Raw genomic sequence first — 24,766 nt, 5'->3', positions numbered from 1 at the left:
GACCCTGATCCCAACCATGTCGGAGCTTCTTATGTCCCCAGCCAATCCTCTGGATATCAAACAGGCCGCCCGCCTGGCCATCAGCCTGATGGATCTCACCAGCCTCAACGACGACGACACCGATGCCCGTATCCTGGCGCTCTGCCAACAGGCGGCGACCCCGCATGGCCATACGGCTGCGGTCTGTGTCTATCCCCGTTTTGTCGCCCTGGCACGCCAGGCCCTCGCTACCCAGCACACCCCTGCGATCAAGGTTGCGACCGTGGTGAACTTCCCCGGTGGGGATCAGGATCCGGACGCCGTGCTGGCCGAGACTCGCGCAGCACTCGCTGACGGCGCCGACGAAGTTGATCTGGTGATCCCCTGGCGCGCCCTGATGGCCGGGGACGAGGCGCCCGCCCGAGCACTGGTAAGCCGCTGCAAAGCACTCTGCGGTGATAGGGTGCTCAAGGCGATCATCGAGTCCGGCGAGTTGAAGACGCCCGCACTCATTCGCGCCGCCTCTCTGCTCGCTATCGAGGAGGGCGCCGATTTTATCAAGACCTCCACCGGCAAAGTGCCGGTTAATGCCACCTCGGAAGCCGCTCGCACCATGCTGGCGGCCATCGCCGACTCGGGAGCCCGGCAGCGGGTCGGTTTCAAGGCTGCGGGCGGGGTGCGCAGTGCACAAGAGGCCGCCGATTATCTGGGCATGGCGCAGGAGCTGCTTGGCGAGCGCTGGCCGGATGCGGCCCATTTTCGCTTCGGCGCCTCCAGCCTGCTCACGCAGTTGCTGGCGGTGTTGAATGAAGAGGAAGAGGGGGTGGCGTCCGCATCCACCTATTGAGTCCCGGCAATCCCATGGCGCCTCCCGGGGCGCCTTCATCAGAGATCCATTCCATGTTCCATCATCGTTTCCCTCTCGCCCTGGCCCACGGCAAGGTGCTGCTGTTCACCCTGCTCATCAGCCTCTCTTTCCCCATCGGCAGCGCCCTGACGGCGGCGCTGGATCCCCTGGTGGTCACCTGGGTACGCTACCTGTTGGCAGCGCTCTGCTTCGTGGTGTTGCTGACGGGTCAGCGCAAGCTGGTACTGCCCTCATGGCGGGATCTGGGGCGCTATACCCTGATCTGCTTGCCGGCGCTTTGTTACTTCGTCGCCATGTTCATAGCCTTGCAGGAGACCAGCGCCCTGGATGCCAGTGCACTCTATACCACAGTGCCGTTGATTAGCGCGCTGGCCGGCATGGTGATCATGAGAAGACCCATCGGCCTGTGGACGGGGCTGGCCCTGATGGGAGGCATGGTCGCCGCGGCCCTCATCATCTTTCGGGGCGATCTCGGCCAGCTGGCATCGCTGAAGCTGACCGCCAGCAACCGCCTCTATCTGCTCGGCTGCGTGGCCATGGCCCTCAACCCCATTGTGGTCAAGTGCTGCTATCGGGGGGAATCCTTCGTTCACCTCACCTGCTGGACCCTGATCTGCGCCAGTGTCCTGCTCACGCTGGTGACGGCCCCTCGCTTGCTGGCCGCAGACTGGCAGGCCGTCACCCTGCCGCTCTGGCTGGGCATGGGTTATCTGGCGCTCTTCGCCACGGCCCTGAGTTTTTTCCTGTTCCAGCAAGGTAGCGTGGCGCTGCGGCCGGAGCAGGTATCGGCCTACACCTTCCTCATTCCGGTGCTGGTGCTGCTCTGCGATCGGTGGCTGGGCAGTGCCATTCCCTGGCAACAGGTGGGTGGGGGAATAGCCGGGGTTCTGGTCGCCATGGGGGTGATGGTGTGGGCGCCAGCCCGCGGCAGCGTCCGAACTCAGACCGGCACGGGCTGACATCGCCGTTGCCGGCGGGCCTTGTCAGCTCTGGGGTATCCTCACTCCCTTGTCGAGATAGAGGCTGCTGTAGTGGGCGCGGTGGGTGACCAGCATCACCTGATGGCGACTGCCGTCGGAGAGGATGATGAAATCCCCGGCCTGGGCGGGGCTTTGCAGGGCGATTTCGTGCTCGGGGGCCGTCAGTTTGTCGGCTTCTTCGCGAAAACTGAGGGTGTAAGAAAACATATGGTGCTCCACGACAGGCACATATACAGACACGTATTCACAACTTTAGCCGTCAGCGCCGGGATCCGCGGCGCCCGAGCGGCACCGATGGCGCAGATAGTTCATCAAAGGGGGAGGGGCTGGGAGTTCAAGGTCGCCCACTCAGCAGGATGGCGCCGCCCAAGGTGATAAAGAGCCCGCCAGTGATGCGACCAAACAGACGCTGGCTGCGCCCGGGATGGAAGTAGCGACCGGCGCGCCTTGCCAGGGCGACATAGCAGAGGTGCACCAGGCTGACGATGATGCAGATGGTGAGATACATGGTGATGAACTGCAGGGGAAGCGGGCTCTGGTGATCGAGAAACTGGGGCAGCAGGGCACAGAGGAAGATGATGGTCTTGGGGTTGCTGGCCGAGACTAAAAAGGCCTCCCGCAAGAAAGAGAGGGTCGTCCTGGTGCGCTGCTGGCCGGTTGAGGGGTTCATACCCGGAGCGTTTTCCCTGGCCGCCCGCAGCGCCTTGAATCCGAGATAGACCAGATAGCCACCCCCTGCCAGCTTGAGGGCGATGAAGAGGGGGGGCAGGGTTTGCAGCAGGGCACCCACCCCCATGGCGACCAGGGTAATGAGCATGGCCTGGCAGCAAAGATTGCCGAGAATACTGATGATGGCGGCACGCCAGCCGTGCTGAAGGCCGTTTTTCACCACCAGCAGCACGTTGGGGCCCGGGGTCAGCGTCGCCAGCAGATAGGCCAGCAGGAACAACATCCATGTGTGCGGATCCATGAGCACTTCCTTGATGCCAAAGCAGCATGATGCCAGCGAATTTGACGCCCCGTCCAGCGGCTTGTCGGTTCCTTTTCGGACAACTTGCAGCCGCCATGTCGGGATAGCACAGCCTGCTGTTCATGAGATATCTGGTAGCCATAGATATAAAAAAACCGCCATCAGGCGGTTTTTATTGCTGCCAAGTTCTATTTCAGGGCTTTTTTGAGCTTCTTGATCTTGCTCTCCTGCTTGGCGATCTTCGCTTCGCGGGATTTGATCTGCTTCTTGATCTCTTTTTTGGACGCTTTGGCCATGGTATTTCTCCTTGTTTGAAGGGCGGCGCGTTGCCCTTGGGGGTCTTTCCATCGACATCGCACTGATGGTTGGGTGAATGGTGTTGTGGCCCGATGCGCCTTGTCCCGAGTTGTGGCTCTGGCGTCCGGCCGAGGGAGAAACAGACTCATTCTGCCTGTTTTCCCCTGTCACCAGCGTCTCTACAACCTAGTGTTATTTGTCCACAAAGCAAGCAAAAAATCCGCATCAAGAGTCAAGTGATGATGCTTTTGATGGGAAAAGCCTGGCCCAGGAAGGCGAAGAAAACAGACTTTGCATCAATAGCTTGGCAATAAAAAAGCGCCCATTGGGCGCTTTGATGGCAATGCCGTCAAGGAGGGGATCAGGCCTTCTTGAGGTAGGCGGCGACCAGCACGATCTGCACGCCATTGACCTTGCCTTCGATGTGAAGGGGGTTGTTGGTCAGGCGGATCCCTTTGACCAGGGTGCCGCGCTTGGCGGTGAAACCGCCGCCCTTGACCTCCAGATCCTTGATCAGGGTGACCGAGTCTCCTTCCACCAGCACGGCGCCGTTGGAGTCAACGGTCGGCACGCTGTCGTCATCATCGGCAGCCATGCCCGCTTCGGCCCAGGCCTTGGTCTCTTCTTCCATGTACATCATGTCCAGCATGTCCTGCGCCCAGATCTCGCCACGAGCAGCCAGCGCCTTGAGCTGACGCCATGCCATCACCTGCACCGCAGGGACCTGGCTCCACATGCTGTCACCCAGGCAACGCCAGTGGTTGACCACTGTGGTGTCCGGCTGCTCCAGCTGACCATGACAGGTGGCACAGAGCGCCACGCTATGATCGTCGTCGCTGGCGGGGGAGTGGGGCACCGGGAAGGCAGTCAGGACGTGTTCTGCTCCACAGAGTTCACACTTGGCGCCCGCGCGCGCTTGCAGGATGGCATTGATGGTCATGTTTCGATTCCGTTTATAGGGGGAAAACGGCCCGCCAGAGCGTGCCGTGCTAACAAGGGGGCGGAATATAGCACAAATCCACGTTGTTTGTCAGGCTACCCGGGTCATTGGGGTTGCGTGGCTACCAGACAAGGGACCTTGGTGAGCGGCGTCGCGTCTTTGCCGGAGTGGCCGATACAGGCTGGACGGTGGCCGTGTATCGAGGTGGGCAAGGGATGCATTTTGGCGGCAGATCGCTAGAATGAGCCTCCTTTTTATTGCAGGACAAGCTTGCCGTGCTCGCTCATCGCTTTCAACAACTGGACGGCTTGCTGACGCAGACCCGGCGCTGGTGGCAATACCAGCCCTACCACCACCTGAGCCTCGCCTTCGCCGAGGAGGCGCCAGCCCTGGCCGATTGCCTCAATGCACTCAGTCTGGATGAGGTCATGGCGCTCGACGCCGACATGGGGGCGCTGTGCGACCTGCTCGCCCCCTGGATCCCGCAAGGGGCCGAGCTGCATGCCCTGAGTGATCTTGCTCCCTTCATCCCCGAGCCCATCACCTGCGGCAAGGGGATGGCGATGTATATGCCGGGACGCAAGCAGGCCCAGATTGAGGCCTTCGTCGGTACTCTGCCAGCCCATCAGGGGCCCTACTTGGAGTGGTGTGCCGGCAAGGGACACCTTGGACGCCTGGTCTCCCTGCATCGGGGGGCGGAGGTGACCAGCCTGGAGCTGCAGGGTCAGCTGTGCGAGGAGGGCCGCGCGCTGGCGGCCCGGGACGGCGCCAGGATGCAGTTTGTGAAGGCCGACGCCTTCGCCCCCGAGTCGGGAGCCCTCATCGGCGCGGAGCATCATGCCATGGCCCTGCACGCCTGTGGCGAATTGCATACCCATCTGCTGGAGCTGGTCGCCGAGCGGGGGGCGAGGGGAGTGACGCTTTCTCCCTGCTGCTATCACCTTATTCGCGGCGATCACTATCGGCCCCTGTCCGAGGCGGCGAAGGCCAGCCGTTTGCACCTTGGCAAGAGCGATCTCAAGTTGCCGCTGCAGGAGACGGTGACCGGCGGTGCCCGCATCGCCCGTCTGCGCGAGCAGGAGGTGGTGTGGCGCCTGGCGTTTGATTGCCTGCAGCGGGCGGTGCGCGGGGTGGATGCCTATATGCCGGTACCCAATATGCAAAAGAGTCTGCTCGCCGACGGTTTCGAGGCATTCTGTGGCTGGGCCGCCGAGCGCAAGGGACTGGCGCTGCCTGCCGGGCTCGACTATGCCGCCTTCCTGGCAAAGGGAGAGCAGCGCTACGGGGATATCGCCCGCATGGAGCTGGTACGCCACCTGTTTCGCCGCCCGCTGGAGATCTGGCTCATGCTCGATCGCGCCCTCTTCCTGCAAGAGCAGGGCTATCGGGTGGAGGTGGGGGTGTTTTGCGACAAACCGGTGACACCGCGCAACATTCTTATCCGGGCGGTACTCCCCTGATCGCCAGCCCTATTGCGGCCCGGCAGAACAAGCCATAGCAGGTCACTGGCATCAATCTTGGCCGTATCAGCGGATATTGAGGGGAAAGCAGGCCTGGCTCATGGGACCGGGCAACCTATTTTTGCCAGCGCACCGTCGTTAAATGTATATATCCCTCTTATCGATGCTGGAATATCGCCGCAGGCAATAATCCAGGGGGCTCGTTATCACAAAGTGAAATAGCTCACAGAATCATCAGATTCTTAATTCTCGTCGTGAATTTAGTAATTCAAACGCCTATGCTCGGCCTGTCCATTATTTCACGACAAGGATTGCCATCATGTTCCAACCCAAGTTCTTCGCCTGGCTGGTGACGGCGCTGTGCGCCTCCTCGGCGCAGGCCGCCATGAATATTCAGCCCGATCCACAAAATAGCGGTGGCTATGTGATTGCCGCTGCCGATATAACGGCCGTTGAAAAATCCAAGACGGCCAATCCCATGTATGGCGTCTGGTCAAAGGCCTTGGCCACGCGCCCCAATGTCATCGTGGATGCCATAGTGCCTCGCCTTGCCAGCAATCCGGAAAACGTGAAACGGGTCGAGCGGGTATTTACGGAATCGGATTGGGACTTTCTCACCCAGATGGCCGCCCCCGAATATACCTATGAGCGTTTCTTGCGCGCCGTCGGTAAATTCCCCGCCTTCTGTGGTGAATATACCGATGGTCGCAATGCGGATGCCATCTGCAAGAAATCCATCGTGACCGCCTTTGCCCATTTCGCCCAGGAGACCGGTGGTCACATCGCCAAGAATAACAGCTCGGATAATCCCCTCGGCCTGGAAGAGTGGCAGCAGGCGCTGGTACATGTGCGGGAGATGGGGTGGTCGGAAGGGCAGACTGGCTACACCACGGGTTGTGGCCAGAATGACTGGCAAAACAAGAAATGGCCTTGTGCCAACGGCCAGGGCTATTTTGGCCGCGGGGCCAAGCAGCTCTCCTATCACTTCAACTACGGCGCCTTCTCCGAGGCGATGTTCGACGGGGATGCCAGCGTACTGCTCAACGATCCCGGCCGGGTTGCCGACTCCTGGCTGAACCTGGCCTCGGCCATCTGGTTCTTCCTGACCCCGCAGGCCCCCAAGCCCGCCATGCTGCATGTGATTGATCGTACCTGGGTTCCCTCCCAGCGCGAGATTGCCGCCGGAATTGGCTATGGCTTTGGCACCACCATCAACGTCATCAATGGTGGTATCGAATGTGGCGAGCAGAATAAAGACAAGGGGCAACCGGTCAACCGCATTCGTTATTGGGAAGGGCTGGCAGCCCATTACGGGATCCCCCTGCTGGCGGATGAAAAAAATACCTGCTGGCAGCAGACCCCTTACGGCAGTCTGAATTTGAACGGTGCCACCGACGTGCTTTATACCAACTGGGATGGCAACTGGAAATATTACGCCGACAGACCCGGTGGTTATTCCTTCGAGTGCGATCTGGTGGGCTTTCAGACCGCTTATTCGGCACTGGTGCCGGGGGATTATGAGAAGTGTGTGACCAATGCCTATGGCTCTCATGCCAGTTGGCCCAAGGTCAGAATTGTCGCCAAGCTGGATCCCGCCCCGGTCGTTCCTTCCCATCCGCCCGTTGGCGATATTCCAGCCTGGGTGGCCAGCAAGGTATATACCGCCGGCAACAAGGTGAGCCATCAAGGCGTCATTTATCAGGCCAAGTGGTGGACGCAAGGCGACGATCCCACCAAGGGGGGACCCTGGGCACCGGCTGCCTGATCAATAATAAGGTTCTCATGTGCAAAGCCTGATCAACAATAAAAATGCCGGGTCTATTCCCGGCACTTTTATTCATGAGGGAGGCGCCAAGATATCGTTGGTGCGGGTACCGCCATCATATGGGGAGTTGATTTGAAATCATGGCTGCTTTATTGATAGCGGCTCCTTTTCATTTCGAGTCCAATATGATCTTCTCTTCAGTGCGACTCTGCCCGGTTTGCCAGCAGCGACTATTTCCATTCAAGGCGACGCTGATCAGCCCCAAACTTAAATTCAATTGCAAGCACTGTGATACCCGGCTTGAGATGTATTAGGTGCGCCGCAGTCCGCTTGTTAATGGGTTGCTGATGAGCGGCTTTCTTATGGTTGCGTTACGGGAAAGCGATGACCTGTTGAGCCTGGCGTTTGGCATCAAGGCGGTGCCCATCTTGCTGCTGATGACCAGTGTGTCGCTGAAAACCAGTGCCCTGAGAGTGTGGCAAGGGGCCCCCGGATCGGCACCGTAGGTCGCGTCTTGGGGCACATCCGCTCATTGCACAGATAAAAAGCGGCCATGGCAGCGTCAGCTGGCGGCCATCAACAGGAGGAGTCGGTCATGAATATCGCCATCCATTTCGAGATCCCGGTACGGGATCTCGCGCGGGCCATCCGTTTCTACGAACGGGTGTTTGGACTCGGACTCGAGCGAGTCAATATCGATGGCAACGACATGGCCCTGTTCCCTCTGGACAACGCGGCTCCCGGTTGCTCGGGAGCTCTGGCCATGGGGGAGAGCTATGTGCCGAGCCTCGATGGCACCCGCATCTATCTGAGGGTGGCGGATATCGAACTGGCCATGGGCCGCGCCCTCGCGGCGGGGGCTCTGGTGCTCTACCCTGTCACTCGGGTGAGCGAGACTATCCGGGTGGCGGAGTGTCGGGACTCCGAGGGCAATCGCATCGCCCTGCAGGAGATGACGGCGGGCTGAGCCTTCACTATCAATCGACAAGGCCAAGGGGCCGGAACCCATATGATGACGATACGTATTGCCACCCCGGCGGATGTCGCCGGGATGTTCGAGGTGCGCACCCAGGTACGCGAGAACCATCTGTCCCTCGCCGAGCTGGCAGAGCTTGGGATCACCCCACAGAGCCTGCCCGCCATGCTGTGCGGTAGCGGATGCGGCTGGGTTGCCTGCGATGAGGGCAGGGTGGTGGCTTTTGCCATGGCGGATGCCGGTGAGGCGACTCTGTTTGCCCTGTTTGTGCGTCAGAGTCATGAGGGCAAGGGGCTGGGACGCCAGCTGATGCAGGCGGCCGAGCACTGGCTGGCGGCACAGGGTTGCCGCGAGGTATGGCTGCTGACGGACGCCGACAGGGCCGTCAGGGCGAATGGGTTTTATCGTCATCTCGGCTGGCGGGATGACGGCATTCAGGACGATGGGCAGGTCCGCTTCACGAAGCCCTTGCCGGAAGTCGTCTGACGAAGCGGAACGGGCGGAACCCGCTCAAGTGAGAGGGAGCAGGCCGAGGCATCGGTCTCTATTTTCAGGAGGCGTTATGGAAGGTCATTGTCTGTGTGGCGGGATCGTCGTCTCGAGCGGCGATCACAAGGAAATCAACCTGTGTCACTGCGCCATGTGTCGGCGCTGGTCCGGTGGGCCCATGTTCGCGGTGCATGGCGGTACCCAGGTCAGCTTCAGGGGACTCACTCCGGTGGCCTACCGCTCCTCCGAGTGGGCGGAGCGCGGCTTCTGCCCGACCTGCGGTACCCATCTCTTCTACCACCTGCTGCCGACGGATGAATACATCCTCTCCGCTGGCCTGTTCCAAGGGGAGGCGTTCGAACTGGCGAGCCAGATCTTCATCGACGAGAAGCCGGACTTTTATGCGCTCGAGAACGACACCCCGACCCTGACCGGTCATCAGGTGTTCGAGCAGTTTGCCCCCAAGCCTTAAAGCAACCCATCGGCTCAGGCCGTGTCACAAGCACGGGAGCCGCGGCCAAGGAGACTGTCATGGATGAACAACCCAAGGTGAAGGGACCCGCCTCTTATTTTCCCTCCATCGAGCAGAAATATGGCCAGCCCATCGCGCATTGGCTGGGGCTGCTGGCAAGCCGGGAAGAGCGAAAACACATGGCACTGGTGGCCTGGTTGAAAGAGGAGCACGGCATGGTGGCTTACTTCCTGGCGCAGGGGTAGCGCATTTTGCTTGCCACTCGAAAAGAAGCGTCGAGGGCAGCGCCCCCTCACTGGTGCCTGCGAGTGAATGTCATAGCAGCGGCAAGCGGGTTGGAGGGGCGCTAGCCTCTAAGGCGAGGCAATGAGAGGAGCAGCAGGATGAAGATAAGCGTCAGCGTCTGGGTGAAGCGCCCCCTTGCCACCGTGTGGCAGTGCTGGAACACCCCCGCCAGCATCATGGCGTGGAACGCCGCCTCCGAGGATTGGCACACCGACAGCAGCCGGGTGGATCTGCGCGTCGGTGGGCGTTTCTGCCACCATATGGCGGCCCGGGATGGCAGCATCGGCTTCGACTTCGAGGGGACCTTCACCGCCGTGGATCCGCCCGGGCTGCTGGATTACGTCATGGACGATGGTCGTGAGGTCCAGGTGCGGTTCAGGGAGGGGGCGGGGGGAACCCGGGTGGAGGAGGTGTTCGACGCCGAATCCGAGCATAGCGAAGGGATGCAACGAGCCGGCTGGCAGAGCATCCTCAACAACTTCAAGCGGTATATGGAAAGCGCGCCCTGAGGCGCGCTTTTTCTGTTTGCCGTTCGGTATGCTTACTCTTCCACGTCCAGCAGCACCAGGATGGCGCTGTCGCCCCCCCACTCGCGGGGGGCCTGGTGAAAGGCGCGCACATTGGGGTGCTGGGCCAGCCAGCTCGGAATGCGCTGCTTGAGGATGTGTTTGCCGATGCCGTGCATCACCGAGGCGACGTGGATGTTCTCTTTTTGACACAGGGTCAGCAGGGCGGCCAACTCCTGTTTCGCCTGGTGCTGGTTCATGCCGTGCAGATCGAGGTAAATTTCCGGCGGATAGCTGCCCCGTTTGAGCTTTTTCAGTTCGAAGGCCGACACATCTTCACGCACGAAACGGGTCGGGCCATCCTCCTCCAGATGGGGCTGGTATTCATCGCTGAAAAAGTGGTCAACCCCAAGCTTTTCGCGGCTCTCACGCAGTTCGCGTTTCTGCTTGACCGGGCGCAAGTCGGCCCTTATGGTATCTTGCTTTATTTTCCGGGTACCTTTGACCGCATCGCGAAACAGCAGGCTTTCCTCGTCTGTGGGTGAGGGCGTTTTTTTCATCAGGTACTCGTCTTGCTCGCTATATAAGAATGCTCGGGCCGGATATTACTCGACTTGGAGGTGGATTTGGACAAGATATTTATCGACGAGGTGGTTGCCGAGATGCACACCATCCAGGACATGTTGCGCTGGGCCATGAGTCGTTTCAACGACGCCGGGATCTTCTACGGACATGGAACCGACAACGCCTGGGATGAGGCCGTGCAACTGGTGCTGCCCGCGTTACATCTGCCGCCGGACGTGGATCCCGGCATGCGCCACTCCCGCCTGACCACCAGCGAGCGCCACCGCATCGCCGAGCTCATCATCCGCCGGGTGCAGGAGCGCGTGCCCGCCGCCTACCTGACCAACAAGGCCTGGTACGCCGGTTGGGAGTTCTATGTGGACGAGCGGGTGCTCATTCCGCGCTCTCCCATCGCCGAGCTGGTGGTGAACCGCTTCGCGCCCTTCCTCAAAGAGGAGCCGACCCGGATCATGGATCTTTGCACCGGCTCCGGCTGCATCGCCATCATCATGGCCCATGAATTCCCCCATGCGGAAGTGGATGCCATCGACATCAGCGTCGATGCCCTGAACGTCGCCGAGCGCAACATCAACGATCACGGCCTCGAGCAGCAGGTGATCCCCATCCGCTCCGACCTGTTCCGCGACCTGCCGGCCGGTGACAAGTACGATCTCATCGTCTCCAACCCGCCCTACGTGGATTCCGAGGACATGTCGGATCTGCCGGACGAGTTCCGCCACGAGCCGGAACTGGCATTGGCCTCCGGCTCCGATGGCCTCAAGCTGACCAAGCGTCTGCTGGCCAACGCTGCCGACTTCCTCAAAGAGGACGGTGTGCTGGTGGTCGAGGTGGGCAACAGCATGATCCACCTGGAAGAGCAGTTCCCCGAGGTGCCCTTCACCTGGGTCGAGTTCGAGAATGGCGGCCACGGTGTCTTCGTGATGACTCGTGCAGAACTCGAGCAATACCAGTCTCATTTCGCGATTTACAAGAGCTAAGCAGGAGCACGCATGGCAGGGAACAGTTTTGGCCAACTCTTTCGGGTCACCACCTTCGGCGAGAGCCATGGTCTCGCCCTTGGCGCCGTGGTCGACGGCTGCCCGCCGGGGCTGGAGATAAGCGAAGCGGATCTGCAAGTCGATCTGGACCGCCGCAAGCCCGGCACCTCCCGCTATACCACCCAGCGCCGCGAGGATGACGAGGTGAAGATCCTGGCAGGGGTGTTCGAGGGCAAGACCACCGGTACCTCCATCGGCCTCTTGATCGAGAACCAGGATCAGCGCTCCAAGGATTACTCCGACATCAAGGACTTGTTCCGCCCGGGCCACGCCGATTACACCTATCACCAGAAGTTCGGCCAGCGCGACTATCGTGGCGGTGGTCGCTCCTCTGCGCGGGAAACCGCCATGCGGGTGGCGGCAGGGGCCATCGCCAAGAAGTACCTCAAGCAGATGCACGGCATCGAGATCGTGGGGTTCCTCTCCCAGCTCGGCCCCATCAAGGCCGAGGCGTTCGATGCATCCCAGATTGAGCAGAACCCCTTCTTCTTCCCGGATGCGGGCAAGCTGGAGGCCCTCGACGAGTACATGCGGGCGCTCAAGAAAGAGGGCAACAGCATCGGTGCCAAGGTGCAGGTCATTGCCCGCAATGTGCCGGTCGGCCTCGGCGAGCCGGTGTTTGACAGGCTGGATGCGGATATCGCCCACGCCATGATGGGGATCAACGCGGTGAAGGGGGTGGAGATCGGTGACGGCTTCGCGGTGGTGGAGCAAAAGGGCTCGGAGCATCGCGACGAGATGACCCCGACCGGCTTTGCCAGCAACCATGCGGGCGGCATCCTGGGGGGGATCTCTTCTGGTCAGGAGATAGTAGTGAGCATGGCGCTCAAGCCCACCTCCAGTATCACGGTACCGGGCAAGACCATCACCACCAGCGGTGAGGCCACCGAGATGATCACCAAGGGTCGCCACGATCCTTGTGTCGGCATCCGCGCCGTGCCCATCGCCGAGGCCATGCTGGCCCTGGTGTTGATGGATCACCTGCTGCGCCACCGTGCCCAGAATCAGGGCGTGCTGACCCAGACCCCCCAGCTGCGTTGAGCGTCCCGCCGGCGTACCGGCTGATCGTTGCAGTGAAAGAAAGAAGGCGGCCCCAGGGCCGCCTTCTTGTTGTTGCATCATATCTTGCAAAGGATCAGACATCCGAGTCGGGGAAACGGGTATTGTCGAAGCGGCAACGAGGGGCGCTCAGGGTGGGGACAAGATGGCGCTGCGTGTTGATGGCCATATCGATGCGGGCCAGGGCTGCCGTGCTGAGGGCCCCTTTGGCGATGATCAGGCTGACCGGTTGCCGATGCAGCAGCAACTGGCACTGGATCTGCTCCTGTACCCCCAGCTGGGTCAACCGGTGCTGGGCGTGCTGCCACTCCATGATGACCCCATCGAGGCGCCGGGCCAGCAGCAGCTCGAGGAGTTTGTCATCCGAATTGTATTCCCGCGCCAGTTTGAGTGAGGGGCACGCCTCGGTCAGCGGGGTAGGGCGGGTGCCACGCAGCTTGCCAAGGCGCAGTCTCGTCTGCTGGCAGAGATCGGCGAAACGGGCAATTCCCTGCCAGCGATCGGGGGCTTCCTGCGTTCCCTGATGGCTCAGCAGCACGAAGCTGGCATGCCGATAAGGGACGGAAAAGTGGGCAAACTGGCGCCGCTCCGGGGTATCCATCGCCCCCATAGCCATGTCCAGTTGCTGGCGTTCGATCAGGTGCAAGGCCCGCGCCCAGGGGATGTCCCGAAACTCGGGAGAGAGGCCCGCCTCCTGCAGGATCTGGCGGGTCAGCCGAATGTCCACGCCATCGAGATGTCCATCGGCCTCGCGCTGGCTGAAGGGGGGCCAGTGGCTCCAGGCCACCGACAGCGTCTCCTGGGCGGAAAGAGGCAAACTCAGGCCTAGCCAGATCAGCGTCGACACCAGTGCCCGTGGCATGGCGCGCCTTGTATTGATGCCAGTCAACCAGAACCTCCTGTTCCGTTGGATGTCGAGACCCTTGTCAGCGAGGCAGGTGTCAGACCTGGCTCACACAGGTAACTGCGTCGTCATTCTGCCCGTGGCCACGGGCTTTTTCCAGTCGTGCTGGGAGGGGGGTCACATTTTTCTCGTGTAACTGTGACAACTCCGTTAAACTGCGCCTCTATTCTTTCCCCTTTGCTCTGCTCCCCGGGGAAATCGTGTTTTCTTCATAGGCCCGGACCCTGTGAGATGGCATCGGCTCAGCAGAGGAGCCCCACCACAACTTCCCGGCGCCACTATCCCTAGCAGGTAATTATGAGTTTTACTTCCCTCGGTCTGGCCGAACCCTTGTTGCGTGCCGTTGCCGAGCAAGGCTATGACACTCCTTCTCCCATCCAGCAGCAAGCGATCCCCGCCGTATTGGCCGGTCGTGACCTGATGGCCGCCGCCCAGACCGGGACCGGCAAGACAGCGGGCTTCACCCTGCCCATGCTGCAGCGTTTGACCGAGAGCAAGCGCAAGGTTTCCCCGAACCGCATCCGTGCCCTGGTGCTGACACCGACCCGCGAGCTGGCCGCCCAGGTGGGCGAGAGCGTGCGCAACTACGGCAAGCACCTGCCAATTCGCAGCCATGTCGTCTTTGGCGGCGTGAGCATCAACCCGCAGATGATGGCGACCCGCCGTGGTCTGGACGTACTGGTGGCCTGCCCGGGTCGCCTGATGGATCTTTACAACCAGAACGCCGTGAAGTTCGACGAAGTCGAGATCCTGGTGCTGGACGAAGCGGATCGCATGCTCGACATGGGCTTTATCCGCGACATCCGCCGCATCCTGGCCCTGCTGCCGAAGAAGCGTCAGAACCTGCTGTTCTCCGCCACCTTCGCCGACGAGATCCGCGAGCTGGCTACCGGCCTCTTGGACAACCCGGCGGTGATCGAAGTGACCCCGCGCAACAGCACCGCCGAGCGTATCGAGCAGCTGGTACACCCCTGCGACAAGGCCAACAAGATTGCACTGCTGAGCCACCTGGTCACCAGCAACAACTGGCAGCAGGTGCTGGTGTTCACCCGCACCAAACACATGGCCAACCGGGTAGCCGAGACCTTGGACAAGAACGGCGTCAGCGCCGCCGCCATCCATGGCAACAAGAGCCAGGGTGCCCGTACCCGCGCCCTTGCCGGTTTCAAGGATGGCAGCGTCAAGGTGCTGGTGGCGACCGACATCGCCGCTCGTGGTCTTGACATCGACAAGTTGCCACAAGTGGTCAACTTCGAGCTGCCGAACGTGGCGGAAGACTATGTGCACCGCATCGGCCGTACCGGTCGTGCTGGCGCCGCCGGTCACGCCATCTCTCTGGTGGCGGCCGATGAGGGCAAACTCATCAAGGCCATCGAGCGCCTGACCAAGCAGAACATCCCCTGCGAGCAGGTGGCGGGTTTTGAAGCGTCCCGCGAGACCCTGGACAACATCGCCCGTGGCATCGGTGCGCCTCTTCGCAAAGAGCCCCGCGATCCGAGTGAGCAGCGCCGTGCGCCGCGCCCGCAGGGTCAAGGCCAGCGCCAGGGTGCCGGCCGTTCCGGCAATGGTGGCAACGGCGGCGGTGCCCGCTCCGGTAACGGTGGCAAGCCCAAGCCCCAGGGCGGCCAGCGCCCGGCTGACGGTGCCGCCAAACCGGCTCAGGCCCGTCGCCCTCGTCGCGCCAGCCACAACCAGTAAGAACCGGGTGGGGATGCTTTCTCCCCTCGATAAGGTTGTCAACGTGCGCTGATGCAAAGCCCTGCCAGATCTGGCAGGGCTTTTTCATTGTCTGACCGGGCGCCAGGCGCCCCGCCTCGCAGTGGTTCTCTCATCAATGTTTCACCGTTCGGTCATCCCGGTGTCATCTGGCCGGGGCAGGCTGCCCCTATCGACAGGCGGCCAAAATCCGCCGGTCACCATGGGCCAACGCCTCGTCAAAGGAGCATCTTATGACCAGCTGGGTAATGTGGGAGATCTGGTGGAGCCGGATGTGGGGTGGGTCTGCGCTGGGGCAGACAACCGAATATGAGTACGACGCCGAGGTGGCCCATGAGCCATCCCGCCTGCCGGTGGAGCTGATTGCCGAGGGCAGGGCGACACGTCCCTATCCGCCAAGGCCGCGGGGCTAGCCGTCACAGCGTAAAGGCAACGTTAAAATAGCCGCAACTGCTCGTTGGGGCGGATAAAACGCTCCGTATTGAGTGGAATGTGGCGCTTTCCAAGGGCGAGGCGCCTGCTGACAAGCTTGAAACGCTGGGACAGCAGGTCTGCAAATTGCCCCTCACCGCGCATGCGGGTGCCGAAGGCGGGGCTGTTGAGGGAGCCGCCCCGGCTTGCCCGCAACTGATTCAGGATGGCCTCTTTCTGCCCGGGATAGTACTCATCCAGCCAGTCACTGAACAGGGTGGTGAGCTCGTGGGGCAGGCGCAGCAGTATGTAGTCGGCGCAGCCAGCCCCCGCGGCCACGGCGGACTTGATGATCTGTTCGAGCTCGGGTTCGTTGAGGCGGGGGATCATGGGGGCGGCCAGCACCCCGACCGGTACGCCGGCCCCGGCCAGCTTCTCGATCACCTTCAGACGCCCGGCACCGCTACTGGCCCTGGGCTCCAGCTGTCTCCTCAGGGTGTCGTTGAGGGTGGTGACCGATACCATCACCTGGCAGAGTCCCTCCTTCGCCAGTTCCCCCAGCAGATCGAGATCCCGCAATATCATGGCGCTCTTGGTAATGATCCCCACCGGATGGCGGTGGGCCAGCATCACCTCCAGTAGCGCGCGGGTGAGGCGATAGTGTTGCTCGATGGGTTGGTAGGGATCGGTGTTGGCGCCGAGCACTATGGTCTGAGGCTGATAGCTCGGCTTGGCAAATTCCCGGCGCAGCAGGGCGGCGGCATTGAGCTTGGCAAACAACTTGGTCTCAAAGTCGAGGCCCGGCGAGAGTTCCAGATAGGCGTGGCTGGGTCTCGCGTAACAGTAGATGCAGCCGTGCTCACAGCCCTGATAGGGGTTGATGGAGCGCCCGAAAGGCACATCCGGTGAGAGGTTGTGGCTGATGATGCTCTTGGCCTCGATCTCCTGCACCTGGGTCTGGATGGCCTGGGTGCCAAACGCCGGCTCCCACTCCTGGGTCTGCCAGCCATCGTCGACGGCGTCTACCCGAGGGCCGCTGAATCTGTGATCGACATTGTGGCTGCTGCCGCGTCCCGCCATCTCGTCATACCAATACTGTTTATATATACAGTTATTGTGGCGGCAATGGGGCGAGAGTGCAAGCCACGCTGATCGGGCGCTATCTAAAACTGCATCGCAAATAAATCTCCTGCTTGATCTGTCGCTACATTTCGTTTACATAGACGAAATGCGAACTGGATCACGGAAATCATCATGAAACCCACTGCCTCACGCTGGCTCTTTATCGGTGTCATCGGCCTGGTCATCTGGCGCCTGATCCCGCTCTCCACCGAGCAGGAGATGGCGGCGGCGAACCGTGCCTGGCGAGTGGGCCATCTCGAGGAAGCGACCCGGATCTGGCAGCCGCTGGCGGAGCAGGGCCAGCCCAGGGCCCAGGCCCTGATGGGCTGGAGCTTCGAGGTGGGGCAGGGGAGCGAGCAGGATCTGGATCGCGCCCTTGCACTCTATCGCCAGTCCGCCGAGGCGGGGGATGCCTTTGGCCAATACCGGCTTGGGGAGCTTTACCTGCGCGGGGTCGGGGTGCCGCGGGATCTGCACCTCGCGTTTCAGTGGATGGAGCGGGCTGCCCGCAACGGGGACGTGCCCGCCATGCTGAAAGTAGGGGTTCTGCACCTGATGGGGGTCAATGGCCGGGTGGAGATGGGAGAGGCCAAGCAGTGGCTCTATCAGGCCTCCCAGAGAGGCAACAAGCTGGCACTCAAGGTATTGCAGGAGCTGGCCCTGGCCGAGGAGGGGCGCAGCGAATTTGACTTCAACTGGCAACCCTTGCTCGGCACCTCCTGAGTCAAACTCCTCGACATCACCTTCTTACCTGGATGCGGCAAGAGCAGGGAGTATTCATGCCGTTAGTGGGTCGTGGTACTGAAACGAGAAGCTGTGCAGCCGCGTTTTCAATCCGGCGGGATCCCGGATGACGATGGTGCCCCTTTCCGTCCTGATGGCCCCCTGCTCTGACAGGACATGCAAAATTTCGTTCAGTCTGGGGCGGCTGATGCCCACGATGTGGCTGAGAGTTTGCTGGGTGATCTTGATGCGGCTTTCGACGTCATTGGGCGGGGCCGCCTTGTTGGCCAGTTCCAGCAGCACATAAATGATCCTGGAGCTCAACGACAGCAGTGTATTGCTGCCAGTCTGCACCAGGATCCGCCCTATGTGCTGGGCGATGAAGAATAGGAGCTGGTATCCCTCGGGATGGCGGTTCAGCCATGACTCCACCTTTTTCTTGGGGAATAGCACCAGTTCGGTGGGGGTGATGGCCTCGTAGATACCCGGGGTGGAGATCGCATGGATTGACTGGATACCAAACCAGCAGCCATGACCATGGAGCATGCCAAGGGAGGCATCCATGTTTTCACTGAAGGTATAGCCGGTGAGACAGCCGGAGCGGATATACACGATACCGGGTAATCCATCATTCAATCTCTTGAGGTCCAGCGGCTCAGCCATATCGATGAAGTCATCGCGAAGCTGAGGGGGCAAGGGGCAGGGCCATCGAATGTCGGTCGCCAACTCCCCACGCCAGTCACGTTGTTTCGTACTCATCCACGCTTTCCTTGTTCTATCGAGATAACCGACAGCGTTATTCATCCGGGATATTATCGCCAATGTTCTTCAAAGAACAGAGCTTCCCTTTATGGATTGTTAATATATGAAAGTGCCATCATGTAAAACAATAAAATAAACCTAATCCTTATGCCGGAGCATTTAATAAAGAAACATGGAGTGTTCATTGTTTTGCCAGATGGAACGTTCTGATGTCAGACCATTCTGGAGTAGCGATGCAACCCAAAAAAACATTCATTATTAGTCAGCAACAAGACAGTCTCGTACATTATTGTTCTACATTCACCGATGATATTAATTGTTTCGATGACTGCCTGGCGGCATATATGTCCATGGCTGATATGGGCTGGCCTGATATCGTCATGTGTGACTTTAACACCAGGGACAGCCATGTCGTGAAATTCCTTCATGCATTCTCTGAGGTAAAGAAATGGACTGGCGTTATTTTATTGTCAGAGACTCACCATGACATTTTGCCGTCGATAATCGACATGCTGCGATTGAATCAGGTGGATGTCCGGTTGTTATCCGGCCACATGGCGGATGATGGAGTGCTGGTTTGCACGCTGCAGAGCCTGCTGATGATGCAAGGGATGAATGTGGACAAGCCGGTGTTGGCGTTTGAACCGACGAGAGTGCAACTGCTCGAGGCGTTATCCTGCGGGCACATTCAACCCTATTTTCAGCCCCAGATAACCATTCACAATGGACGATTGATGGGGGCTGAGGCCCTTGCCCGCTGGGAACATGCCGATCTCGGCCTGCTGGCTCCGGCGCAGTTCATGGATGCAATACGTCGCCATGATTTGTTGAATCGGCTGAGCGAGGTCATCCTGGATGCCTCACTGCAATTTGCGAAAAAATGGTGTGATGCCAACCATGAGATCCGGGTGTCGGTCAATGTCTCGGCGGATCAGATCGCCGATGAACATTATCCGGAACGGGTCGTCTCGTTGCTGGCAAAGTACCGATTGCCTTCATCTTGCCTGTGCATCGAGATCACTGAGGATGAGCGCCATCAATATGCTTCCCGCACGCTGGCAGGCGCTGCCCGCCTGCGCCTGCATGGCATAGCGCTCTCGCTCGACGACTTCGGGAAGGGGCATGCATCCCTATTCAACCTGATCCGCAATCCGGTGACCGAGTTGAAGATTGATCGCGCCTTTATCAGTCGAATGCTGGACGATCCTCGCCACTATGCAGCGGTGAAAACCTCCATCTCGATAGCCCAAAGCCTGGGGCTGCAGACAGTCGCGGAGGGGGTTGAAAACATCGATCAGATCCATGCACTCAAAGCACTGGGCTGTCACTGCATGCAAGGGTTTTATTTTTCACCCGCCATATCATCACGCCATTTCTACAATTGCTGGAGTTAGCCTGATGAGAGAGAAAATTATCGATGCCATCGCCACGGGTGATGAGACATTTGTATCATCGGTCCTGACTACCGAAGACGCTGAACTGCAATACAATGACTTTTTGGGTACCCGGCTGGCTAAATTGAGCAAGTTCTGCATGCTCTCTTTTATCATCGCCAATCTGTTCTTTCTCGCCTTGGCAGGGGCAAGGTTGTCTTATTTACATGCCAATGACATGCTGATATTAAATCCCGCAGCATGGATACCATTTGAGCAAAGCAAGGTCGATATATTCTCTTTTTTGTTGGCCTCGGTTGCATATGTGGTCTTTTTATTCAGACCGGGTGGAGTGACGTCCCGGGAAGGCCATTTGACCTGCATCATCATACCTCACCAAAAACTATTCACATCACTCGTCTATGTTGTCGGCCTGGCCTGGATGTGGGTGCTGCACCTGCATCACAACATGGTGTCTGTCGCCCCGATGGGATATTCATTGCTGCCCGTATTGAGTGTGGTGCTGCCATTATCGTTTATCTGTGCCATGGTCACGTTGCCTTTTTATAGCGTCGCAATGTTGGCCGCGCTGCTGGTAGCCAATATGCGCCCTGTGGTTGAGCTGGATATCGGGTTGTTTGTCATCAACCTCGCATTCTTGATGCTGTTCGTCATCGGCGTTGTGGCCTTGGCGTATTACGTCCTCACCGTCATTGTGAGGCTCGAGTATCAACATTTTCTGCTGACCAAGAAGGTCGTGGGGCGACTCAATCTCGATCCCTTGCTGGCGATCAGCAACCGGCGGATGTTTTTCACCCGGCTTGAGAAACGGTTATCCAGAAAGCGGGCGGGGGAGAGGCCAGGGTGTCTCATGATGATCGATGTGGATCACTTCAAAAAGTACAACGACAGCTATGGTCATGCCGAGGGGGACACCTGTTTGCAACTCATCAGTCAGGGTCTGTTGGAGTGTACGCGGGATGACATGGATCTGGTGGCGCGTTATGGGGGGGAAGAGTTCTGCGTCTACCTCGACGGGGCGTCTTGCGTTGAAGCTGAGATCGTTGCAGCCAGGATTGGCCGCTGGATGCGAGAACAGGCCATTCCCCACCGATCATCGACCGTGTCTGAGCATGTTACGTTGAGTATCGGGATTGCCGAATGCCGCCTCGATGAGCCTCCGGCGGCAAGCTGCGAGCGAGCGGACAAGGCCCTCTATCAGGTGAAAGCGCGGGGCCGCAATGGCTTTCTCATCTCGCTAGGGTGAATCATGTCTGCCATGGGCGCGAACGCCTCATGGCAGAGGCTCAGGCCTGTTTGATCTCGCCGGGCTCGCTCTCTTGCTGCGGGTTCCAGGCCAGCGCCTCTTCCAGCGGCATGGGTTTGGCATAGACATAACCCTGGATGAGATAGACGCCGTGTTTGGTGAGGTAATCGAGCTGCGCCTGATTCTCCACTCCTTCTGCAATCATCTCCATCTTGGATTCGTGGCCGAAGGCGATGATGGCATCCAGCACGGTGCGCTTGAAATCCTGGGTGCCTATGGTGTCGACGAACATCTTGTCGATCTTGATGCTGCGGATCCCCAACTGCTGCAGATAGGCGAATCCCCCGTAACCGGTGCCAAAGTCGTCGATCTTGAAGTGATATCCCCGCAGTCCCAGCTTGGCTATCTCGCGTGCTGCGACCTTGATATTGGTGATGGGAAGGCGTTCGGTGAGCTCGAACGTCAACCTGTCCGGGCTTGGCCACTTCACTTTGGCCAGCATATCCAGCAGATAGCGCTGTTCAAGATGGTCAGCGACCAGGTTGACACTGACCCAGCGAGGCGGGGGCAGGTGCGCCAGATCGTCCACCACCTTGAGCACGAGCTGTTCGGTAATGGGGACGATCAATCCCTGTTGCTCCGCATAATCGATGAACATGGCGGGGGAGATGAACCCCTTGCCTCGCTGCCAGCGAATGAGTGCCTCATAGCCCACCACTTCTTGGGTGCGAGAGTCGACGATCGGTTGATAGAAGGGAATGAATTCTCTTCGCTGGAGCCCAAGTTTGAGCAGGCCGCTCAGGGAATTGCGATAGTTGCGCAGCAACCAGTAGGCGAGGGTCAACAACAGGCCGAGGAGGATGGCGCTAGGCAACCCGTAGCCGCGCAACTTCATGGCGACATAGTGGCGCAGTTCATTGCCGGCCGACAGGGTTTGATCCACCTTGTTGCGTTGGTCGAATGAGGAGACCGACAGTCGGTCCGGTTGCGTCTTGATGGCGGCATTGCCACGGGGGAAGTAGAGGTGCTCGCGCGCGGGATCCATGTGGGAGAATTCGAGGTAGAAGCAGTCGGGGCAGGGGCTTTGCATCAACTCATGGGCCCAGCTGCTGTCGAGTGCCCAGTAGGCCAGATTACCGCTACGTTTGGAGTAGATCAGCGTCTCCTGCTCGGTGTCAAAGGCTCCAGTGGTGGCTGTGACACTGTAATTCTGCCCATTGGGTAGATCCTTGATGTCTTCCAAAATGGCCAATCCGGGTCCCATGGTGGAGCAGCTCTTGCCATTGGCCGTATAAATGCCGGCGAAGCGGATATGACGACTGTAGTAGGCCGGGTCCCGCAGCAGTGCCATGTCGGTGGGTCCGCAGTCAAACTTGAAACTTGCAAGCTGGGTTCGCACGCTCTCGTTCAATAGTTGAGTACGTTCGTTTTGATAGGCCCGCAGCTCCTGCTCTTTATCGATAAGCAGATAGCGGCTGATAGGGGTAATGAGGAGCGGGCTCAGGGCAACGACCAGCAGCAGGGGGGTCAGCAACAGCGCCAACGAGATCCAGAAGGAAGAGTATTTCGACATGCAGATCGTCCTTATGCGCGATGTCAGGGTCAATTGAACACTATTTTTGGCTACCCATTTGTAGCACCATACCCTGTCAATGGCTGCCAATTTTTGACCAGCATGCATCATCACCCTTGTCCGTGTTGTGACGTCTGATACAATCCCCCACTGTTCCTATGAATGACGGGCCTAGCACGGCCACGACCGTGCGTATCACCCTTGTACTAACCGTATTGTGAACGGTGAAACACCGTGGTGAGTTGCCACTCATTCGAGGACTCTCCCAATCTGCATGTGACCTTTGGTACGGGTCACCACTGTATAAGGAAACTCACGATGCCAATCATTACTCTGCCTGACGGCAGTCAACGTCAATTTGCCCAGGCCGTTTCCGTCATGGACGTCGCCGCGGACATCGGTCCCGGTCTCGCCAAGGCGTGCATTGCCGGTCGGGTGAACGGTGAACTGGTGGATGCCTGCGAGTTGATCGAAACCGATTCCTCCCTCGCCATCATCACCGCCAAAGACGAAGAGGGTCTGGACATCCTGCGCCACTCCTGTGCGCACCTGCTCGGCCATGCCATCAAGCAGCTCTGGCCCCAGACCAAGATGGCCATCGGTCCCGTCATCGACAACGGTTTTTATTACGACATCGATCTTGACCGCACCCTGACCGACGAAGATCTGGCAGCCCTGGAAGAGCGCATGCTGGCGCTGGCTGCCAAGGATTACGACGTCATCAAGAAGAAGGTCTCCTGGCAGGAAGCGCGCGACGTGTTCGAAACCCGCGGCGAGACCTACAAGGTCGAGATCCTGGATCAGAACATCGCTCGTGATGACCAGCCTGGTCTGTATCATCACGAAGAGTACATCGACATGTGCCGCGGCCCCCACGTGCCGAACATGCGTCACTGCCACCACTTCAAGTTGCAGAAGATGTCCGGTGCCTACTGGCGCGGCGACTCCAACAACAAGATGCTGCAGCGCATCTACGGTACCGCCTGGGCCGACAAGAAACAGCTCAAGGCCTACCTGCAGCGTCTGGAAGAGGCCGCCAAGCGGGATCACCGCAAGATTGGCAAGCAGCTTGACCTCTACCACATGCAGGAAGAAGCCCCCGGCATGGTGTTCTGGCACAACGACGGCTGGACCATCTTCCGCGAGCTGGAGACCTTCATCCGCGGCAAGCTCAAGGAGTACGACTATCAGGAGGTGAAAGGCCCCTTCATGATGGATCGCGTGCTGTGGGAGCGTTCCGGTCACTGGGAGAAATACGCCCAGGCCATGTTCACTACCCAGTCCGAAAACCGCGAGTACGCCATCAAGCCGATGAACTGCCCGGGTCACGTGCAGATCTTCAACCAGGGTCTGAAGTCCTACCGCGATCTGCCCCTGCGCATGGCCGAGTTCGGCTCCTGCCACCGCAACGAGCCGTCCGGTTCTCTGCACGGCCTGATGCGGGTGCGCGGCTTCACCCAGGATGACGCTCACATCTTCTGTACCGAAGATCAGATCATGGAAGAGGTCTCGGCCTGTATCCGCATGGTCTACGACGTCTATGGCACCTTCGGCTTCGAGAACATCGTGGTCAAGCTCTCCACCCGTCCCGAGCAGCGCATCGGCTCCGATGAAGCCTGGGATCGCGCCGAAGCCGCCCTGGCAGAAGCCCTGGTGCTGAACGGTCTGAAATACGATCTGCAGCCGGGTGAGGGGGCCTTCTACGGTCCCAAGATCGAATTCACCCTGCACGATTGTCTTGATCGTGCGTGGCAGTGTGGTACCGTGCAGCTCGATTTTGCCTTGCCGGGCCGTCTTGGCGCCACTTATGTGGGCGAAGACAACGAGCGCCACGTCCCCGTGATGATCCACCGTGCCATTCTGGGCTCCCTCGAGCGCTTCATCGGGATCCTGACCGAAGAGTACGCCGGTCTGTTCCCGACCTGGTTGGCGCCGACCCAGGCGGTGGTGATGAATATCACGGATGCTCAGGCCGATTATGCGGTGAAAGTAGCCAAGGCATTGAATGATGCGGGCCTTCGCGCAAAAGCGGACTTGAGAAATGAGAAGATTGGCTTTAAAATCCGCGAGCATACTTTGAAGCGAGTACCTTTCATGCTGGTCTGCGGCGATAAAGAAGTAGAAGCCGGTAAGATTGCAGTACGGACTCGTAAAGGGGCTGACCTGGGGACTTATCCTGTTGAAGAGCTGATTGCTCTGTTGACCCAGGAAGTTCAGACCCGCGGACAAAAGAAAGTGGAGGAATAA

General features: G+C 59.5%; 26 protein-coding genes. 18 read left to right on the top strand and 8 right to left on the bottom strand.

The genetic code is table 11. The features are described 5' to 3' along the window. The first annotated feature begins 31 nt into the window (after nucleotides 1-31). Together deoC and ABNP46_RS10710 are read left to right on the top strand one after the other, a co-directional pair. Nucleotides 32-826, top strand: a complete 795-nt coding sequence (deoC, locus tag ABNP46_RS10715; protein WP_349917603.1) for a deoxyribose-phosphate aldolase — start codon at nucleotides 32-34, stop codon at nucleotides 824-826. Nucleotides 827-879: 53 nt separating this feature from the next. Further along, nucleotides 880-1,806: a DMT family transporter gene (locus ABNP46_RS10710; protein ID WP_349917602.1), complete on the top strand. Its 927-nt coding sequence runs from the start codon at nucleotides 880-882 to the stop codon at nucleotides 1,804-1,806. A 24-nt stretch (nucleotides 1,807-1,830) separates the two neighbouring features. Here the strand turns inward: ABNP46_RS10710 and ABNP46_RS10705 are convergent, their stop codons facing one another. From ABNP46_RS10705 to ABNP46_RS10695, 3 genes are all read right to left on the bottom strand, one after another. Next, the gene (locus ABNP46_RS10705) at nucleotides 1,831-2,034 is read right to left on the bottom strand and encodes a hypothetical protein (RefSeq protein ID WP_349917601.1); all 204 of its coding nucleotides are present in this window, start codon (nucleotides 2,032-2,034) and stop codon (nucleotides 1,831-1,833) included. Nucleotides 2,035-2,161: 127 nt separating this feature from the next. After that, nucleotides 2,162-2,797 (bottom strand): LysE family translocator, encoded by a 636-nt coding sequence (locus tag ABNP46_RS10700; protein ID WP_349917599.1) that lies wholly within the window; start codon nucleotides 2,795-2,797, stop codon nucleotides 2,162-2,164. Nucleotides 2,798-3,455: 658 nt separating this feature from the next. Beyond that, the gene (locus ABNP46_RS10695; protein WP_349917598.1) at nucleotides 3,456-4,034 is read right to left on the bottom strand and encodes a PhnA domain-containing protein; all 579 of its coding nucleotides are present in this window, start codon (nucleotides 4,032-4,034) and stop codon (nucleotides 3,456-3,458) included. A 257-nt stretch (nucleotides 4,035-4,291) separates the two neighbouring features. Between ABNP46_RS10695 and ABNP46_RS10690 the strand changes: the two genes are divergently transcribed. The 8 genes from ABNP46_RS10690 to ABNP46_RS10655 all read left to right on the top strand — a co-directional run bounded on the left by ABNP46_RS10690 (nucleotide 4,292) and on the right by ABNP46_RS10655 (nucleotide 9,990). After that, on the top strand, nucleotides 4,292-5,494 hold the full coding sequence (locus ABNP46_RS10690) for a methyltransferase (RefSeq protein WP_349917597.1): 1,203 nt from the start codon (nucleotides 4,292-4,294) through the stop codon (nucleotides 5,492-5,494). A gap of 319 nt (nucleotides 5,495-5,813) precedes the next feature. After that, nucleotides 5,814-7,259: a chitinase gene (locus tag ABNP46_RS10685; protein WP_349917596.1), complete on the top strand. Its 1,446-nt coding sequence runs from the start codon at nucleotides 5,814-5,816 to the stop codon at nucleotides 7,257-7,259. Nucleotides 7,260-7,621: 362 nt separating this feature from the next. Beyond that, on the top strand, nucleotides 7,622-7,765 hold the full coding sequence (locus ABNP46_RS10680) for a hypothetical protein (RefSeq protein WP_349917594.1): 144 nt from the start codon (nucleotides 7,622-7,624) through the stop codon (nucleotides 7,763-7,765). 89 nt (nucleotides 7,766-7,854) lie between these two features. Further along, on the top strand, nucleotides 7,855-8,226 hold the full coding sequence (locus ABNP46_RS10675; protein ID WP_349917593.1) for a VOC family protein: 372 nt from the start codon (nucleotides 7,855-7,857) through the stop codon (nucleotides 8,224-8,226). A gap of 42 nt (nucleotides 8,227-8,268) precedes the next feature. Then, nucleotides 8,269-8,721: a GNAT family N-acetyltransferase gene (locus tag ABNP46_RS10670; RefSeq protein WP_349917591.1), complete on the top strand. Its 453-nt coding sequence runs from the start codon at nucleotides 8,269-8,271 to the stop codon at nucleotides 8,719-8,721. Nucleotides 8,722-8,797: 76 nt separating this feature from the next. Further along, on the top strand, nucleotides 8,798-9,196 hold the full coding sequence (locus ABNP46_RS10665) for a GFA family protein (protein WP_349917589.1): 399 nt from the start codon (nucleotides 8,798-8,800) through the stop codon (nucleotides 9,194-9,196). Nucleotides 9,197-9,255: 59 nt separating this feature from the next. Further along, nucleotides 9,256-9,441 carry a DUF4287 domain-containing protein gene (locus ABNP46_RS10660; protein ID WP_349917587.1) on the top strand — a complete coding sequence of 62 codons (186 nt, stop codon included), beginning with the start codon at nucleotides 9,256-9,258 and terminating at the stop codon, nucleotides 9,439-9,441. Nucleotides 9,442-9,579: 138 nt separating this feature from the next. After that, nucleotides 9,580-9,990 (top strand): SRPBCC domain-containing protein, encoded by a 411-nt coding sequence (locus ABNP46_RS10655; protein WP_349917586.1) that lies wholly within the window; start codon nucleotides 9,580-9,582, stop codon nucleotides 9,988-9,990. 32 nt (nucleotides 9,991-10,022) lie between these two features. Here the strand turns inward: ABNP46_RS10655 and smrB are convergent, their stop codons facing one another. Next, the gene (gene smrB / locus ABNP46_RS10650; protein WP_349917585.1) at nucleotides 10,023-10,547 is read right to left on the bottom strand and encodes an endonuclease SmrB; all 525 of its coding nucleotides are present in this window, start codon (nucleotides 10,545-10,547) and stop codon (nucleotides 10,023-10,025) included. A 66-nt stretch (nucleotides 10,548-10,613) separates the two neighbouring features. Here smrB and prmB point away from each other — a divergent pair, with 66 nt between their 5' ends. Together prmB and aroC are read left to right on the top strand one after the other, a co-directional pair. Further along, nucleotides 10,614-11,549, top strand: coding sequence for a 50S ribosomal protein L3 N(5)-glutamine methyltransferase (gene prmB, locus ABNP46_RS10645; protein ID WP_349917584.1), 936 nt, complete (start codon nucleotides 10,614-10,616; stop codon nucleotides 11,547-11,549). Between the two features lie 12 nt (nucleotides 11,550-11,561). Then, nucleotides 11,562-12,650 (top strand): chorismate synthase, encoded by a 1,089-nt coding sequence (gene aroC / locus ABNP46_RS10640; protein WP_349917582.1) that lies wholly within the window; start codon nucleotides 11,562-11,564, stop codon nucleotides 12,648-12,650. A 94-nt stretch (nucleotides 12,651-12,744) separates the two neighbouring features. Here the strand turns inward: aroC and ABNP46_RS10635 are convergent, their stop codons facing one another. Further along, the gene (locus tag ABNP46_RS10635; protein WP_349922461.1) at nucleotides 12,745-13,530 is read right to left on the bottom strand and encodes a substrate-binding periplasmic protein; all 786 of its coding nucleotides are present in this window, start codon (nucleotides 13,528-13,530) and stop codon (nucleotides 12,745-12,747) included. A 339-nt stretch (nucleotides 13,531-13,869) separates the two neighbouring features. On the opposite strand from ABNP46_RS10635, the gene ABNP46_RS10630 reads away from it, so the two are divergent. Further along, nucleotides 13,870-15,270: a DEAD/DEAH box helicase gene (locus ABNP46_RS10630; RefSeq protein ID WP_349917580.1), complete on the top strand. Its 1,401-nt coding sequence runs from the start codon at nucleotides 13,870-13,872 to the stop codon at nucleotides 15,268-15,270. A gap of 251 nt (nucleotides 15,271-15,521) precedes the next feature. Continuing rightward, nucleotides 15,522-15,701 (top strand): hypothetical protein, encoded by a 180-nt coding sequence (locus tag ABNP46_RS10625; protein ID WP_349917579.1) that lies wholly within the window; start codon nucleotides 15,522-15,524, stop codon nucleotides 15,699-15,701. Between the two features lie 22 nt (nucleotides 15,702-15,723). On the opposite strand, the gene ABNP46_RS10620 is transcribed toward ABNP46_RS10625, so the two are convergent. Further along, nucleotides 15,724-16,779, bottom strand: coding sequence for a PA0069 family radical SAM protein (locus ABNP46_RS10620; RefSeq protein WP_349917578.1), 1,056 nt, complete (start codon nucleotides 16,777-16,779; stop codon nucleotides 15,724-15,726). Between the two features lie 174 nt (nucleotides 16,780-16,953). On the opposite strand from ABNP46_RS10620, the gene ABNP46_RS10615 reads away from it, so the two are divergent. Beyond that, complete coding sequence (locus tag ABNP46_RS10615) at nucleotides 16,954-17,544, top strand: tetratricopeptide repeat protein (RefSeq protein ID WP_349917577.1); 591 nt, start codon at nucleotides 16,954-16,956, stop codon at nucleotides 17,542-17,544. A gap of 54 nt (nucleotides 17,545-17,598) precedes the next feature. Here ABNP46_RS10615 and ABNP46_RS10610 read toward each other — a convergent pair whose 3' ends face one another. Further along, nucleotides 17,599-18,303: a Crp/Fnr family transcriptional regulator gene (locus ABNP46_RS10610; protein ID WP_349917576.1), complete on the bottom strand. Its 705-nt coding sequence runs from the start codon at nucleotides 18,301-18,303 to the stop codon at nucleotides 17,599-17,601. 236 nt (nucleotides 18,304-18,539) lie between these two features. Here ABNP46_RS10610 and ABNP46_RS10605 point away from each other — a divergent pair, with 236 nt between their 5' ends. Further along, a complete protein-coding gene (locus tag ABNP46_RS10605; protein WP_349917575.1) occupies nucleotides 18,540-19,700 on the top strand; it encodes an EAL domain-containing protein in 1,161 nt (386 codons plus the stop codon). Between the two features lie 4 nt (nucleotides 19,701-19,704). Next, nucleotides 19,705-20,946, top strand: coding sequence for a GGDEF domain-containing protein (locus ABNP46_RS10600; RefSeq protein WP_349917574.1), 1,242 nt, complete (start codon nucleotides 19,705-19,707; stop codon nucleotides 20,944-20,946). Nucleotides 20,947-20,986: 40 nt separating this feature from the next. Here the strand turns inward: ABNP46_RS10600 and ABNP46_RS10595 are convergent, their stop codons facing one another. After that, nucleotides 20,987-22,519 (bottom strand): EAL domain-containing protein, encoded by a 1,533-nt coding sequence (locus ABNP46_RS10595; protein WP_349917573.1) that lies wholly within the window; start codon nucleotides 22,517-22,519, stop codon nucleotides 20,987-20,989. A 318-nt stretch (nucleotides 22,520-22,837) separates the two neighbouring features. On the opposite strand from ABNP46_RS10595, the gene thrS reads away from it, so the two are divergent. Further along, nucleotides 22,838-24,766, top strand: a complete 1,929-nt coding sequence (gene thrS, locus ABNP46_RS10590) for a threonine--tRNA ligase (RefSeq protein ID WP_349917572.1) — start codon at nucleotides 22,838-22,840, stop codon at nucleotides 24,764-24,766.

This window comes from Aeromonas veronii, from assembly GCF_040215105.1.
GTDB classification, from domain to species: Bacteria; Pseudomonadota; Gammaproteobacteria; order Enterobacterales; family Aeromonadaceae; genus Aeromonas; species Aeromonas veronii_G.
Note: the sequence above shows the minus strand (reverse complement) of the source record. Positions and strands in the feature narration are given on the sequence as shown.